General features: G+C 42.6%; 12 protein-coding genes. 7 read left to right on the top strand and 5 right to left on the bottom strand.

The genetic code is table 11. The annotated features are described in order from the left end of the window. The 3 genes from AC37HE_RS03770 to AC37HE_RS03780 all read left to right on the top strand — a co-directional run. Nucleotides 1–1064 (top strand): hypothetical protein (locus AC37HE_RS03770; protein ID WP_500781449.1); only part of this gene is annotated, 1064 nt, incomplete at its 5' end. Nucleotides 1065–1068: 4 nt separating this feature from the next. Continuing rightward, nucleotides 1069–2262, top strand: coding sequence for a radical SAM/SPASM domain-containing protein (locus AC37HE_RS03775; protein WP_500781450.1), 1194 nt, complete (start codon nt 1069–1071; stop codon nt 2260–2262). A gap of 125 nt (nt 2263–2387) precedes the next feature. After that, a complete protein-coding gene (locus tag AC37HE_RS03780; protein ID WP_500781451.1) occupies nt 2388–4667 on the top strand; it encodes an NADP-dependent malic enzyme in 2280 nt (759 codons plus the stop codon). A gap of 71 nt (nt 4668–4738) precedes the next feature. Here the strand turns inward: AC37HE_RS03780 and AC37HE_RS03785 are convergent, their stop codons facing one another. The 5 genes from AC37HE_RS03785 to AC37HE_RS03805 all read right to left on the bottom strand — a co-directional run bounded on the left by AC37HE_RS03785 (nt 4739) and on the right by AC37HE_RS03805 (nt 12193). Then, complete coding sequence (locus AC37HE_RS03785; protein ID WP_500781452.1) at nt 4739–6127, bottom strand: efflux transporter outer membrane subunit; 1389 nt, start codon at nt 6125–6127, stop codon at nt 4739–4741. A 24-nt stretch (nt 6128–6151) separates the two neighbouring features. Beyond that, nucleotides 6152–9301 (bottom strand): efflux RND transporter permease subunit, encoded by a 3150-nt coding sequence (locus AC37HE_RS03790; RefSeq protein WP_500781453.1) that lies wholly within the window; start codon nt 9299–9301, stop codon nt 6152–6154. A 19-nt stretch (nt 9302–9320) separates the two neighbouring features. After that, a complete protein-coding gene (locus AC37HE_RS03795) occupies nt 9321–10490 on the bottom strand; it encodes an efflux RND transporter periplasmic adaptor subunit (protein WP_500781454.1) in 1170 nt (389 codons plus the stop codon). Nucleotides 10491–10535: 45 nt separating this feature from the next. Continuing rightward, the gene (locus AC37HE_RS03800; RefSeq protein WP_500781455.1) at nt 10536–10985 is read right to left on the bottom strand and encodes a MarR family winged helix-turn-helix transcriptional regulator; all 450 of its coding nucleotides are present in this window, start codon (nt 10983–10985) and stop codon (nt 10536–10538) included. 161 nt (nt 10986–11146) lie between these two features. Continuing rightward, on the bottom strand, nt 11147–12193 hold the full coding sequence (locus AC37HE_RS03805; RefSeq protein ID WP_500781456.1) for a CNNM domain-containing protein: 1047 nt from the start codon (nt 12191–12193) through the stop codon (nt 11147–11149). Between the two features lie 394 nt (nt 12194–12587). On the opposite strand from AC37HE_RS03805, the gene nifH reads away from it, so the two are divergent. The 4 genes from nifH to AC37HE_RS03825 form a co-directional block, all read left to right on the top strand. Next, nucleotides 12588–13412, top strand: coding sequence for a nitrogenase iron protein (nifH, locus tag AC37HE_RS03810; protein WP_500781457.1), 825 nt, complete (start codon nt 12588–12590; stop codon nt 13410–13412). 66 nt (nt 13413–13478) lie between these two features. Continuing rightward, nucleotides 13479–13805 (top strand): P-II family nitrogen regulator, encoded by a 327-nt coding sequence (locus AC37HE_RS03815; RefSeq protein WP_500781458.1) that lies wholly within the window; start codon nt 13479–13481, stop codon nt 13803–13805. Nucleotides 13806–13825: 20 nt separating this feature from the next. Next, nucleotides 13826–14200, top strand: coding sequence for a P-II family nitrogen regulator (locus tag AC37HE_RS03820; protein ID WP_500781459.1), 375 nt, complete (start codon nt 13826–13828; stop codon nt 14198–14200). A 15-nt stretch (nt 14201–14215) separates the two neighbouring features. Then, on the top strand, nt 14216–15051 hold an 836-nt coding region (locus AC37HE_RS03825; protein ID WP_500781460.1), incomplete at its 3' end, for a nitrogenase component 1.

Genomic DNA, 15051 nt, shown 5'->3' on the forward strand with positions numbered 1-15051 from the left:
ACCATTATAGTTTAACCGGGGAAATTTACAGTGGAAGTGTACAGCCTGCTTTGGAGAGGAACGATTATCTGAAATTGCCCAATGAACAAAATCCCTTGGCTTACGAACTCAGAATTTCAAATGAAGTTAAAGAGATTCAACATACCAATTTAATGGAGTTGTACTTGTTCGATCATTCGGCAGATAAAGAAGTTTATGTGGATAAATATGGCATTTATCACACGGTTGGAGAGTTGATAACTGCAGAAAAGGCATTAACATTTCGAGGCGAAGCGGTAAATCATTTGGTTGGAGCAAAGGATAGTCTCTTCTATTTCAGCTCAGAAATTGACGGTGATTTGCCATTGACGGATGGACTAATTTTAGAGTTTCCTAACAAGCACACGAATGAGTATGCGAAGTTGGTAGTTCGGGCTAAAAACTCGTTTATGCTCGATTATATGATGGGACAGTTCCAGGATTTAATGGGAAACGCCTATGGAAAGGTGATGAAAAAACAACGTCAGAAATCTCGTGAAGAGTTAATGCAATGGTCTCTCGACCAGAATATCCCACTGATGGTGTCGGTAGAGCGAAATGGAGAATGGCAGGATGTTGATTATTTTAATGTTGCTGGTCCTATGGCGATGAAAGAGGATGTGTTGAAAATACCGTTGGACGGTACAGAATCTGACCCGCTGCGGATAAAGCTTGAAGCTGGTAACTTCTTTTGGGAAATAGATTATGTTGGGATTGATTATTCGGAAGATGAAGTTCTCAACTGTCAACATATTCGTGCGCAGTCGGCATTAAATCAGGATGGTAAAGAGATTCGGGCAGTTTTGCTTAATGACGACCGGAAGTATTATAACCAGGAAGAAATTGGTGATTATGCTGATCTTATTTTTGAGCTTCCTCCCCTGGAGCAGGATCAGCGTACTGTATACTTACATAGCAAGGGGTGGTATCAAATTCTTCGCTCTCCTACGGGCATACCCGATCGCGATTATTTGCTTGCTTTCCGGCAGCCCGGCCGTTTCAATCAGTTTGTAAATGAGTATATACAATCGGTGGCAAAAAACTAAACGGATGAATACACATTTCGATCATAGTTCGCCGAAAATCATATATGGGCTGAAAGCTGGTTTGATTCGGTATCGTCTGAAGCTTCTGATTTTGTTATCGGCAATTCGGATCAGTCGGAATCCTTTTCAGGCAGTGCGAAAGATGCGAAAGGTTGGGCGATTACGTGCAAAGGTACATGGAACACCGCGAATCACGAAATTTGTAAAATCGGGAGGTAAGTATTATTGGGTGGCTGATTATCCGGGTTTATTCTCGGAAAACTTCAAATATTTGCTGAAAGGAGAATTACGTCGAACCTTACCGGATAAACCCCAATTATCTTCGGGGCTTATTCCAATGCAAACAGTTATCTGGGGGATTACCAACCGATGTCCGTTACAATGTCGTCATTGTTACGACTGGGAAAATCTCGACAGTAAAGACCATCTTACACTTGAACAGCTCCGGTGGATAAGGACAAAAATGATTCAACAAGGAATCCGACATATTCAGTTAAGCGGAGGTGAACCTTTAGCCCGTTTTGAGGATCTGATTTTATTGATTCAGGAGACCTCTTCTGAGGTTGATTACTGGCTCTTGACCTCCGGTTTCAAGTTAACGGAAGAGAAAGCCGGTAGGTTGAGAAAAGCCGGATTGAAAGGGGTAAATATTAGTCTTGATCACTGGCGCGAGGAAGAGCATAATCAATTTCGGAACCACCTTTCGAGTTTTGATTGGGCAACAAAGGCCGTTCACAATTGCCGGGAAGCCGGAATCATGGTGAGCTTGTCGTTATGCGCAACCCGGGAGTTTGTAACAGAGGAAAATTTAACCAAATACGGAGAGTTAGCGCATCGTTTGGGGGCACATTTTATTCGGATCCTGGAGCCGAGACAGGTTGGTCGTTTTGCGGATGTCGATGTTCAGCTGGAGAGGGATCAATTGGAGATGTTAAGTCAGTTTGCCTTTAGAATGAATACTGATACGGATTTTTGTAATTATCCGATTGTTGTGTTTTATGGTTTCCATCAGCGACTGCTGGGCTGCTTCGGAGCAGGGAACCGGTATCTGTATGTTGATGCAAATGGCGACTTTCATGCGTGTCCTTTTTGCCGGGGAAGTGTCGGGAATATTTTAACTGACTCTTTCAATCAAAGTATTGTGTTATTACGGGAGCGGGGGTGCCATGCTTTTAAAACCACCGCTATAACACATTAGCGTGAACGATATTTCAAAAAATCTGATTCAATAGACAGTTGGGTAGATCGAGATTTATCTGATCAAAGTTCTGGTTTTCATGCTCTTTTTGTTGTAACTTGAATAGAAGCCAAAAACTAACTACCATGAAAGAATCTGTTTATAACGATGCTTTAAGGTATCACGAGAAAGGGAGACCCGGAAAGATCGAGGTAGTCCCGACAAAACCTCACGAAACACAATACGACCTATCATTAGCATATACTCCTGGGGTGGCTCAGCCATGCCGCGAAATTCAAAACAATCCGGAAGAAATTTATCATTACACATCAAAAGGAAATTTAGTAGCCGTTGTGTCTAACGGAACGGCTGTTTTGGGACTTGGCGATATTGGTCCGGGGGCCGGTAAACCAGTGATGGAAGGTAAGGGAATGCTTTTTAAAATATTTGCCGACATTGATGTGTTCGATATTGAGGTTGATGAAAAAAATCCAGATCGGTTGATTGAAGTTGTAAAAGCAATTTCTCCAACCTTTGGGGGAATCAATCTGGAGGATATTAAAGCTCCTGAGTGCTTTTATATTGAAGAAAAACTGAAAGCTGATCTGGATATTCCTGTTTTTCACGATGATCAGCATGGCACCGCTATTATTTCGGGAGCCGCTCTGTTGAATGCTTTGGAGATTACCGAAAAGAGAATCGAAAACATCCGCGTTGTAATTAGCGGGGCAGGAGCTGCTGCTATCTCATGTGCAAAACTATATCTTCAGTTGGGAGTGAAGGCTGAGAATATGGTGATGTTCGACAGTAAAGGGGCCATCACCAAAGAGCGAACTGACCTGAATGAGACCAAAAAGCAGTTTGCCTGTGTTGTTAATTATTCCTCGCTGGCTGATGCGCTTGACGGAGCAGATTTGTTCCTGGGTTTGTCGGTTGGGAATTTGGTGTCAGCCGATATGGTGCGTTCAATGGCCCCCAATCCGATCGTCTTTGCAATGGCTAATCCAACGCCCGAAATTTCGTATGATGAAGCAACCGGTGCTCGCAGTGATATTATTATGGCGACCGGACGCAGTGATTTTCCAAACCAGATTAATAATGTGTTGGGCTTTCCTTTTATTTTTCGGGGAGCCTTGGATGTGCGTGCCCGGGTTATCAATGAGGAGATGAAAATTGCAGCAGTAAAGGCATTGGCTGATTTGGCGAAAGAATATGTGCCGGAATTGGTAACAAAGGCTTACAATATGGAGAATATTGTCTTTGGTCGGGATTATATCATCCCCAAACCATTAGATCCGCGACTAATTACAACTGTTGCGCCTGCCGTGGCCAAAGCCGCAATGAAGAGCGGAGTTGCCCGCAAACCGATTACGGATTGGGACGAATATGAACGGGAATTAGGGGCTCGTCTCGGCGGCGAGAATAAGTTGATTATGACGATTTGCAACAAGGCAAAACAAAATCCGAAGAAAGTGGTGTTTGCTGATGCCAATAATACGAAGATGCTGAAGGCTGCTCGTTTTGTAATCGATCAGGGGATTGCTCATCCCATTTTGTTGGGCAACCATGAGGAAATTGAACGGATAAAATCAGAAAACAAACTGGATTTGGAAGCTGTGCCGGTTATTGATATTTTCCGGGATGTGACAGACGAGAAAAGAGCCGAGTTTGCCCGAATTTTGTTTGAAAAAAGGAAACGCAAAGGAATGAGCTATGACGAAGCTTTGGAGCGAATGTATAATCACGACTATTTCGGTTGTATGATGGTAGAAACCGGCGAAGCAGATGCTTTCATATCCGGTTTTTCAAGAAAATATGCCGATACTATTCGTCCGGCTATTCATGTGATTGGTACAAAGCCGGAATTCAACCACATTGCAGGTATGTATGTCATGTTGACTTCTAAAGGGCCGTTGTTCTTGGCTGACACGACAGTAAATTCAGATCCTGAACCACAGACGATTGCTGACACAACAATTTTAGTGGCTAATGAAGTTCGGCGATTTAAAATAGAACCGCGAATTGCGGTGTTAAGCTATTCCAACTTTGGTGCTTTTAAGGGAAAAGGAAGTCCGGTTCGGGCTGGTGAGGCTGTTAAGATCTTGCATCGTGATTATCCGGATTTGATTGTTGACGGAGAGATGCAAGCCAATTATGCGTTGAATGGTGCTTTGCGTCAGCGTAAATTTCCGTTCACGAAGTTAGGAGATATGGATGCCAATGTTTTGATTTTCCCAAACCTGAGCTCCGGAAATATTTTGTATAAAGTATTGCAGGAATTAGGCGCAGCAAAAGCTATGGGGCCGATTCTGCTGGGCATGCGAAAACCTATTCATGTATTGCAGATGGCAAGTTCAGTTCGGGAGATTGTCAACCTGGTTGCCATAGCGGTAGTTGATGCGCAGGAAGCCGAGGCTAAACAATAAAAAGAAGAAGGCATTACTCCAATGCGGTAATGCCTTCTCTATAAATGTTTGTTTTCCTTTCTTGTCTGTTTTTATTTCCAGCCACCACCAAGTGCACGGTAGAGCATTACTACCGAAGTTAGTTGTTGCAGGTGATCGCTAACATTGCTCAATTGAGCTCCGAGGTAACTTTGCTGTGCATTCAGCACTTCTGTATAAGTTGCCGATCCGTATGTCAGCAGTTCTTTGGTGTAATCAACCGATTTTTCCAAAGCACTTAATTGTTTTTTTCTTAAATCAATTTTGCGTTCGGCAGCCTGGTAGGTGTTTAAAGCATCTGTAACTTCCTGTCCGGCATATAAAAGCGTACTTTTAAATGATGCCAGAGCTTGTTCCCGTTGGGCTTTAGCTACTTCGAGTCGTGTTCTGTTTGCCCTTTTGTTAAACAAAGGAGAAGTCAAACCTCCTACCAGATTGGCAGCTAATGACCCCGGGTCCAACAAGTCGCTAAAGTTCAGCGCTTCAGGGCCTCCTGAAGCTGTTAGTGTAACCGATGGGTAAAAGTAAGCTTTAGCACTATTTGTGGTTTCGTAAGCGCTGATTACTGCATATTCGGCCTGCATGACATCCGGGCGGTTATCCAGTAATTCCGAAGGAACACCAACAGTAAGCTTGCTCTGAACTTTTTGATCTTCCAACTTACCACGTACAATTGTCCCCGGCATACGACCTAGTAGCACACAAAGGGTATTTTCTGTTGCTTTTATTTGTTGCTCTAAGTCCGGAAGGGTTACTTCAGCGGCATAACGAGCAGCTTCACTTTGGACAACGGCTGCACCAGTTACGCTTCCGTGATCCTTCAGCACTTTCATGGTTTCAACCAAATCAGCATTGGTTTGCACAGTTTCCTTTGTGATCACCAATTGTTGATCTAAGGCGAGCAGGTTGTAATAAGCCGTTGCGATATTGGCAATTAGACTTGTTTCTACTGCTTTACGACCTGCATCTGTGCCGAGTAAATCTGCATAAGCGGCTTTTTTTGCACTGTTCAACTTGCCCCAGAAGTCAATTTCCCAGCTAGCCTGTAAGGCAATCTGAGAGGCGTCGTATCGACGCGGACCGTCGGGGTAAGTTGATTCTGAGTTACGTACAAAAGTGTATCCTGCCTGTGCCGAAATGCCGGGTAATAAAGCCTGTCGGCTTTGTTTGAAATAAGCTTCTGAGGCTTTAACCCGCTGTACGGCTGCCTGCAAATCGAGGTTGTTCCTCAAACCTTCTGCAATTAAGCTATCCAGGATCGGATCATTAAACAGGTTTTCCCAAGCTTCGTTAGCCAGGTTGGTACTGTCGGTTTGAACGGTTCCATACAAACCTTCAGTTTTGATTGAACTTCGCTCGAAATGTCTGCTACTGCTGCATGAAAGCAGCGTAGCAGAAACTAGCAGAACGAAAGCAATATTTTTGAATGAATTTGTTTTCATATTTCTTTCCAATTTACCGGAGGATTAGTCCAGACTATTCATGTCAGATATCTCTTTAACTTCAGTTTTTTTGACCTTCTCCTGCAATGTTTGGAAAACCACATACATGGCAGGGATCACCAAAATACCAATCATTGTACCAATTAACATACCTCCAACAGCACCGGTACCGATGGAGCGGTTACCGTTAGCTCCTACACCACCACCAATGATCAATGGTAACAATCCAACAATGAATGCGAAGGATGTCATCAGGATCGGGCGAAGACGGGCTGTTGCACCAGCAATGGCTGATTGAACGATACTCATTCCTCCTTGTCGGCGTTGAAGTGCAAATTCAACAATCAGAATCGCATTTTTCGCTAACAGTCCAATCAACATGATTAGTGAGATCTGCAGGTAGATGTTGTTTTCAACACCTAATAGTTTTGCAAATATGAAAGAGCCTGCGATACCAATTGGCAGCGGTACAATGATTGAGAACGGAAGAATGTAACTTTCGTATTGCGCAGCTAAGAAGAAGAAGACAAAGATCAAACTCAAAGCGAAAATCACAATGGTTTGGTCTCCTGCTGCAATCTCCTCGCGTGTAATCCCCGAAAATTCATAAGCATATCCGGTAGGCAATGTTTGTGCTGCTACTTCTTGAATGGCTTTAATGGCATCCCCGGAACTGTAGCCTGCGTTTGGACTACCGGTTACGTTGATCGAGGTGTACATGTTAAAACGGGTGATGTTTTCAGGGCCGTAAACCCGACTCAGTTTGATGAATTCGGTGATTGGAGCCATCTCTCCACTTGATGTTCTTACTTTGATGTTGTTCAGGTCGTCGGGATTTCCACGGTATGAGGCTTCCGACTGTAGCATAACCCGGTATTGCTTACCAAAGCGGTTGAAATCGGAAGCGTAATAACCACCAATGTAACCTTGTAAGGTTGAAAGTACTGTACTTACCTGGATGCCGGATTGCATACATCTTGCCGTATTCACGTCAACCATATATTGCGGATAGCCGGTGTTGAACGAAGTTTGAGCGTATTGAATCTCAGGACGCTGATTGAGTGCTCCCAGGAAAGATCCAGCAATCTGTTCAAAATTCTTGATGTCACCACCGGTTTTATCTTCCAGTTTCAGCTCAAACCCGCCGGTTACACTAAATCCAGGTACCATAGGAGGTGAGAAAATGATAACGCGGGCATCTTTTATGCCCGCAGTCATTCCATATAGCTTACCAACGATGCTGTTTTGATCCTGCCCTTTCCCTGTTCGTTCGTCGAATGGTTTCAAACTTGCAATAATCATCGCGTAAGAACTACCCTGACCACCAATGAATGAAAAACCAGCCACCATCGTACGACCGTCTATTTCAGGAACCTTTGCCAGAATCTCGTCAACCTGGCGTGCAACTTCAACTGTTTTTTCGGAAGAGGTTGCCGGAGGCATTGAAATGTCAATAAATACACGACCGGTGTCTTCATTCGGTACGAACCCGGTAGGTGTGGTTTTCATCAAAAATACCAGAATGGCAATGAAAATGGCAATCATACCAGCAGATAGCCATTTTCTCTTCACAAAGAAACTTGTGGTCTTTTGGTATTTTTTTGTCATCGTCTCAAACGCCGTATTAAAGGCCGTGTAGAATCGTTTTGATAATCCTTTTTTGTGGCTCTCTTCCTCGTTATGTGGTTTTAAAAACAGGGCACATAAGGCCGGACTTAAGGTTAAAGCATTAATGGCCGAAAGGATAATTGCCACTGTTAGTGTAATACCAAACTGGCGATAAAAAACCCCTGTTGTACCGGTAATAAAGGTTACCGGAATAAATACGGCGGCCATTACAAGTGTAATCGAGATAATTGCTGTTGAGATTTCACTCATCGCAGATATTGACGCTGATCGCGCATCCTTGGCTCCCTGGTCCAACTTGGCGTGAACCGCTTCAACGACGACGATGGCGTCGTCGACGACAATACCAATGGCCAGTACTAATGCAAACAGTGTTAGCAGGTTGATGGTGAATCCAAACAGGTTCAGGAAGAAGAATGTACCTATAATAGATACCGGAACGGCAATGGCCGGAATCAAAGTGGCTCGGAAATCCTGCAGGAAGATAAACACAACAATAAACACCAGGATGAAGGCTTCGAGCAATGTGTGCAATACTTTATTAATTGAGCTATCCAGGAAGTCGTTAGTGTTCATCAAAATTTTGTAGTCAACCCCCGGAGGGAAACTTTTAGAAGCTTCATTAATTACCTTTTGACATTGGATAATAACATCGCGGGCATTTGATCCTGCAGCCTGGAAGATTGCCATGGCCACACCTGGTTTGTTCATTGTAGCCGTTGTCAAGGAGTAGTTTAGGGCACCCATCTCAATTCGGGCAACATCTTTTAGTCTTAAAATATTCCCGTCGGCGTCGGCTTTTATAATGATATTTTCAAATTCGCTGGGCTCCTTTAGCTTTCCTTTGTAGCGAAGAACGTACTCGTAAGTTTGATCGTTTTGTTGCCCCAAACGTCCCGGCGCTGCTTCCAGGTTTTGTGCTGCAATGGCAGAGGTAATGTCTGAGGGCATCAGGTTGTAGCTTGCCATGACATCGGGTCGCAACCAAATACGCATCGAATAATCTTTGGCTCCGAACACCCTGGCCTCACCAACTCCGGTTACACGTTGAATTTGGGGGAGCAGGTTGATTTTTGCATAGTTTTGTAAGAAAGTCTCATCGTACTCCCCGTTTGGGCTGTAGACCGAGAACACCAAAAGCATGTTATTCTGGCGTTTGGCTGTTGTTACTCCTGCTCTGGTTACTTCGGACGGAAGAAGAGCATTTGCCTGGGCAACGCGGTTTTGTACGTTAACAGCTGCCATGTCGGGATCAGTTCCTTGCTTGAAGTAAACCTGAATGGTCGCAGCACCGGTATTACTGGCAGATGAAGTCATATAGATCATATTCTCAACGCCGTTGATCTGTTCTTCCAGCGGAATAACGACGCTGTTCATTACGGTGGAAGCATCTGCTCCGGTATAGTTTGCAGATACTTGAATCGTTGGCGGCGCGATATCCGGGTATTGTTCGATGGGGAGGGAAACGATCCCTAACACCCCAAGGATTACTAATATGATAGAAACGACCGTTGAGAGGACCGGTCTTTCAATAAATTTTCTAAACATGTTCCTTCTGAATTAAAAATTACTGTTTGGAGCTGTTGTTATCAGTTGCCTGTTGCGTTGTTATGTTCGGTTTAATTTCCGTTCCATTTCGCAAGCTGGTAATGCCTTCAACCACAATTTTATCTCCGGTTTTCAAGCCGTTTGTAACAATGTATGAATCTTTCAGGTTGCCTGCCAAAACATCGATAGGTGTATTGACTACCTTGTTTTCTGCATTAACCGTGTAGACAAAGGTCTTGTTCTGAATTTCTATTGTCGCTTTTTGCGGGATAATTATAGCATTGTTGTAATGCTGTGGAATGCGAATTGAACCGCTACTCCCTGAACGTAAGATTCCTTCCGGATTCGGAAATGCTGCACGGATGTTGATTGCTCCCGTCGATGGATCTACGATACCGCTTGCTGTTTCTACTTTCCCTTTGTTTGCATAGGTTGAATTGTCCGGTAAAATCAATTCCACTTCAGGCAGTTTTTCCAGCTTTTGTTTGGTGTTTGCTCCGGGCAGCTCTTTTATTAAACCTAAGAATGCAGTTTCGTTCATCGCAAAATAGGCATACATGTTTTCGGTATTCGAGACTGTAGTCAATGGCTGTGTAATACTGCTGCTTACCAAACTACCAACACGGTATGGGAAGTTCCCGATAATACCGTTCGTTGGACTTGTTATAATCGTATAGCCTAAGTTTGCTTTGGCATTAGCCAGATTTGCTTTGGCCGCAGCTAATTGTGCTTCAGCTGATGCTTCGGCTGTTTTAACAGATTCGAGTTCAAATTCACTGATAATATTTTTCTCGACCAGTGGTTCTGTTTTTTCAACATTGATTTTTGCTGTTGAAACCTGTGCCTCGGCTACTTTTACTTGTGCTTCAGCAGAGCGTACCTGAGCCTGAAGGTCGCTGGCATTCAGCTTGAATAAGATTTGTCCCTTTTTTACATGATCTCCTTCGTCAACCAGAATTTCATCGATATAGCCGGCAACGCGCGGGCGAATTTCCACAGTTTGAACACCTTGCAAGGTTGTAGGGTAGTCCTTGTAAAGAGTTGTTTCTTGTGGCTGTAAGTCAAGGACCTTGTATTCCCTTACTTGTCCAGCCATTCCGGTCTTGCCTCCATTGGAGTTTGAGCATGAGTACATCGCTAAAAACACAGCGACAATACAGAGTTGTTTCATTCGAATAATTGCTTTCATGATATGTAATGGATTTGTTTTTCTATAAATATGTAGTTGCATTTGTCAACAATTTGATGGATGGTCCATTTGACCGGTATTTTCCTGAATCTTGCTTATAACGTTTTCAAAGTGTAGTAGCTCTTCGGGGGCTACTCCATTTAACAGTTCAACGGATACCTGATCTGATATTTTTTTAGCGAACTCTAAAACGTCGTATCCTTTTTTTGTGAGTATCAGGTTCTTCTTTCTTTTGTCTGCTTTGTCTTGCATTCGAGCCACGTATCTTAAATCGATGAGTACGTTAATTTGTCTCATTATAAGAGATTTGTCCTTGGAAAACTGATTGGCAAAATCTTGTTGGGTTAGGTCTTCTTTTTCGTTAATGAAATGCAGCATGATAAATTGTTCCATGCTTAACTCCAGCCCGTTCTCTTTAAATCTTGTCAACAGTTTTAGCTTGGCAAGATTCATCGTTTGACCGAGTAAATACAAGAGTGGTTTTTCTGTTTCCATAACTTCTGTATTGCTTGTGGCTGCAAAGATAATCGAATTTAGTTGCAAAAGTCAACTAAATTTGTGTGGTTAACATTAATTTAAGACGTGTGGGTGCTAAATAGTTGTTTTTACCTGCGTGTAATTGCTTGGCGGGTAGTTGTTATCCTTAAACGGAACAGCTATTTCTTTAAATTGTTGTTGTTTTGGCGTTTTTGCCAGCGATCTCTGGCAAGTTGTTGCATATCGGGTTGGATATCTCGCTCGTCGATGATCTCCAAGCCCAGAATTGTTTCGATGATGTCTTCCATCGTAACGATGCCTTCAGTACCTCCATATTCATTAATAACAAGTGCAATGTGTTCTTTCTTTATTAATAGCTTCTCGAAAACCACCGGAATACTTAAGTTCTCGTAGCAAACTACAATCGGACGTTTCTTGTCAATAAGTGGTATATCCTTGTTTTCATCTAATAAATGCTCCAGTATATCTTGTTTATATATATAACCCGTGATCTGATCCAGACTATCTGAATAAATTGGGATTCGCGAAAACTGCAGGTTGCCTGGAATTTGATAGAATTCGCTGGCCAAAAGGTTTTCTTGGGCAGCTACTAAAACTGTTCGCGGCGTCATAATATCCTTCGCCTTAATATTTTTTAATTGGATCAGGTTTACAATGGTCTTGCTTTCCAGCTTGTTGAAAACACCTTCTTGACCTCCAAGGGAAGCAAGCATGGCGACTTCTTCCCGGCTAACTGTTCCAGAAATTTTTCCGCGGGAAAATAACCTGGTTAAAAACTCGGAGAGTAGGACCAGCGGATAAGTAATAATAATGCAAGCCTGAATAACCCGAGCAGCCGGTAGTGAAAGTCTGCGCCAATATAAGGCCCCGATTGTTTTCGGGATGATCTCGGAGAAGATTAGTATTAATAAGGTAAGAATAGCACTGATTATTCCGAAATAGACCTCCCCAAACAATTTTGTGGCTTCTGAGCCAACTCCTGCTGCCCCGATAGTATGAGCTACGGTGTTTAAACTAAGTATGGCAGCTAATGGACGATCGATGTTGAGTTTGATCCTTTTTAGAAGCTTAGCTCCTTTGAAACCTTTCTGCTCCTTTAAATATATGAATGGGAGACTAACACTCAAAATAACCGATTCAAGGATAGAACATAGAAATGAGATGCCTAGTGCAAGCGATAGGTAAAAAATCAAGGTTGAAATCATACTTTATTTGCTATTTGATGTTGTTTCGTGCCAAAAAATGGAAAAATGCCTGCTTGAAAATCTGTATTGTGGCACGGTGATCGAAAAGTTGAATTTTCTCTTTCCGACAATTTTGTAACCTCCGATTTTGAAGATACCTCTGAAAGCCCAATAAAATAAGGAATTATGCTCTACAACATAGAATGTGTGTGAATAAGCATGTTCTTACATAAATGTAGGATTTTGAGAGCTGTGCCAAAGCGTGCCAAAAAAAATAAAATCGCATAATAAGCAGAAAAACAATGCTTTAAGTATGGTTTTGGTGTTGCGTGAGTATGTTCTTTGGCATGTTGGCACTCGTTTGGATATAAGGGGAAGCAAAGTATAAAATGTTGAACCCTCAAAATTCAAAAAGATGAGAAAGATAGCTATTTATGGAAAAGGTGGTATCGGTAAATCTACCACAACACAAAACACAGTTGCAGGTTTAGTAAAAATGGGTAAAAACGTATTGGTTGTGGGTTGTGACCCTAAGGCTGATTCAACCCGTCTTTTATTAGGTGGCTTGGCACAAAAAACAGTTTTGGACACATTGCGTGAAGAAGGTGAAGATGTTGAAATCGATGATGTAATCAAAAGAGGTTACGGAGATGTACGTTGTGTTGAATCAGGTGGTCCGGAACCAGGTGTAGGTTGTGCTGGTCGTGGTATCATTACTTCAATCAACTTGTTGGAGCAATTAGGTGCTTGGGATGCAAAATACGAAACTGACTATACATTCTATGATGTATTAGGTGACGTTGTATGTGGTGGTTTCGCAATGCCTATTCGCGATGGTAAAGCCGAAGAAATCTACATTGTAGTTTCAGGTGAGATGATGGCGATGTATGCAGCAAACAACATCTGTAAAGGTATTAAGAAATATGCTCAAGCCGGTACTGTACGTCTTGGAGGATTGATCTGTAACTCTCGTAAAGTAGATAACGAGCAAGAAATGATCGAGCAGTTGGCTGATAAATTAGGAACTCAAATGATTCACTTCGTACCACGTGATAACATGGTTCAGCAAGCTGAGATCAACCGTAAAACTGTGATCGAATTTGCACCAGAACACCCACAAGCTGCAGAATATGCAACATTGGCTGCTAAAATTGATGCAAACGAAATGTTCATTATTCCTAACCCGTTGGAAATTGAAGAATTAGAGAAATTGTTGATCGATTTCGGTATCGCTAACTAATCCTCTGGTTCTAAAAAACCACCCTTTTGTCAACTAACTAACTAACAAAAATAGGAGAACACGAACATGTTAATGATCAGAGCAATCATCCGTCCCGAAAAATCGAGTAAAGTATTGACAGCCCTTTTTGAAGCTGGCTTCCCTGCAGTAACAAAAATTCCGGTTGTTGGTCGCGGAAAACAAAGAGGTATTAAAATCGGAGATATTACTTACGATGAACTTCCAAAAGAAATGTTAGTCATTGTATGTAACGACGAGGATAAAGACTATGTTATCAAAACTATCCTGGATACAGCGGTAACACAGCCTAAAGGTGCCTTTGGAGACGGAAAGATCTTCGTGCAACCGGTTGAAGAAGCATACACTATTAGTCGCGGATCAAAAGAGTTATAACCCTTTAAAATTCCAAGACTATGAAAATGATAATGGCAATCATCCGGATTGATAAAATGAACGAGACAAAAAAGGCTCTCTCTGATGCAGGAATTACTTCAATGACTGCAACAGGAAAAGTTTTCGGACGCGGAAAAGGCCTTTGGGATGCCAAAGTAATGGAAGGTGCAAAAAATGACCAACCTGAAGCATTGGCCCTTCTCGGGAAAGAACCTAGACTCAGACCACAGCGTGTTTTAAACATCGCAGTCTCTGACGAAAACGTTCAATTAACAATTGATACGATTATTGAAGTGAACCAGACACCCTCTGCCGGAGACGGAAAAATCTTCGTGATGTCATTAGGTGATGCAGTTCGGGTTCGCACTGGTGAAACAGGTACAACAATCCTTTGATAAAATTGAAAAGTTATGGTAAAGAAAAAAGATTATACAAACGGTTTGCCGGATCCATCTCAACTGAAAGAAGAAATTCTGGCGAAATATCCTCGTAAAGTCGCTAAAAAACGCGACAAGGCGATGGTTATTAACGATCCGGAAAAGGATCAAGAGATTCAGGCAAACGTACGTACTGTTCCTGGCATCATTACTCAGCGTGGTTGTACTTACGCTGGATGTCGCGGGGTAGTATTGGGACCAACAAGAGATATTCTTCAAATTGTACACGGTCCTATCGGATGTAGTTTCTATGCATGGTTAACTCGTCGTAACCAGAGTGCACCTGCAGTAGACGAAGGTAACTTCATCCCTTATTCTTTCTCAACTGACATGCAAGATGAAAACATCGTATTCGGTGGAGAAGTGAAATTGAAAGAAGCGATTCGCGAAGCTTACGAAATGTTCTCACCAAAAGCAATTGCAATCTTCTCTACCTGTCCGGTAGGTTTGATCGGTGACGACGTTCACGCTGTATCTCGTGAAATGAAAGCTGAACTTGGAATCAACGTATTTGGTTTCAGTTGTGAAGGTTACCGTGGTGTATCTCAGTCTGCTGGTCACCACATCGCTAACAACCAAATCTTCAAGCACGTTCTTGGAACTGTTGATCAGGAGCGTATTGGTAAATTCCAGGTTAACTTACTGGGTGAATATAACATTGGTGGTGATGCATTCGAAATCGAGCGCTTGTTCGAAGAAGCTGGAATCACACTGATCTCAAGTTTCTCAGGTAACTCTACAGTTGAAAGCATGGCTTATGCACACACTGCCGACTTGAACATGGTAATGTGTCACCGTTCAATCAACTA

The organism is Mangrovibacterium sp., assembly GCF_059905295.1.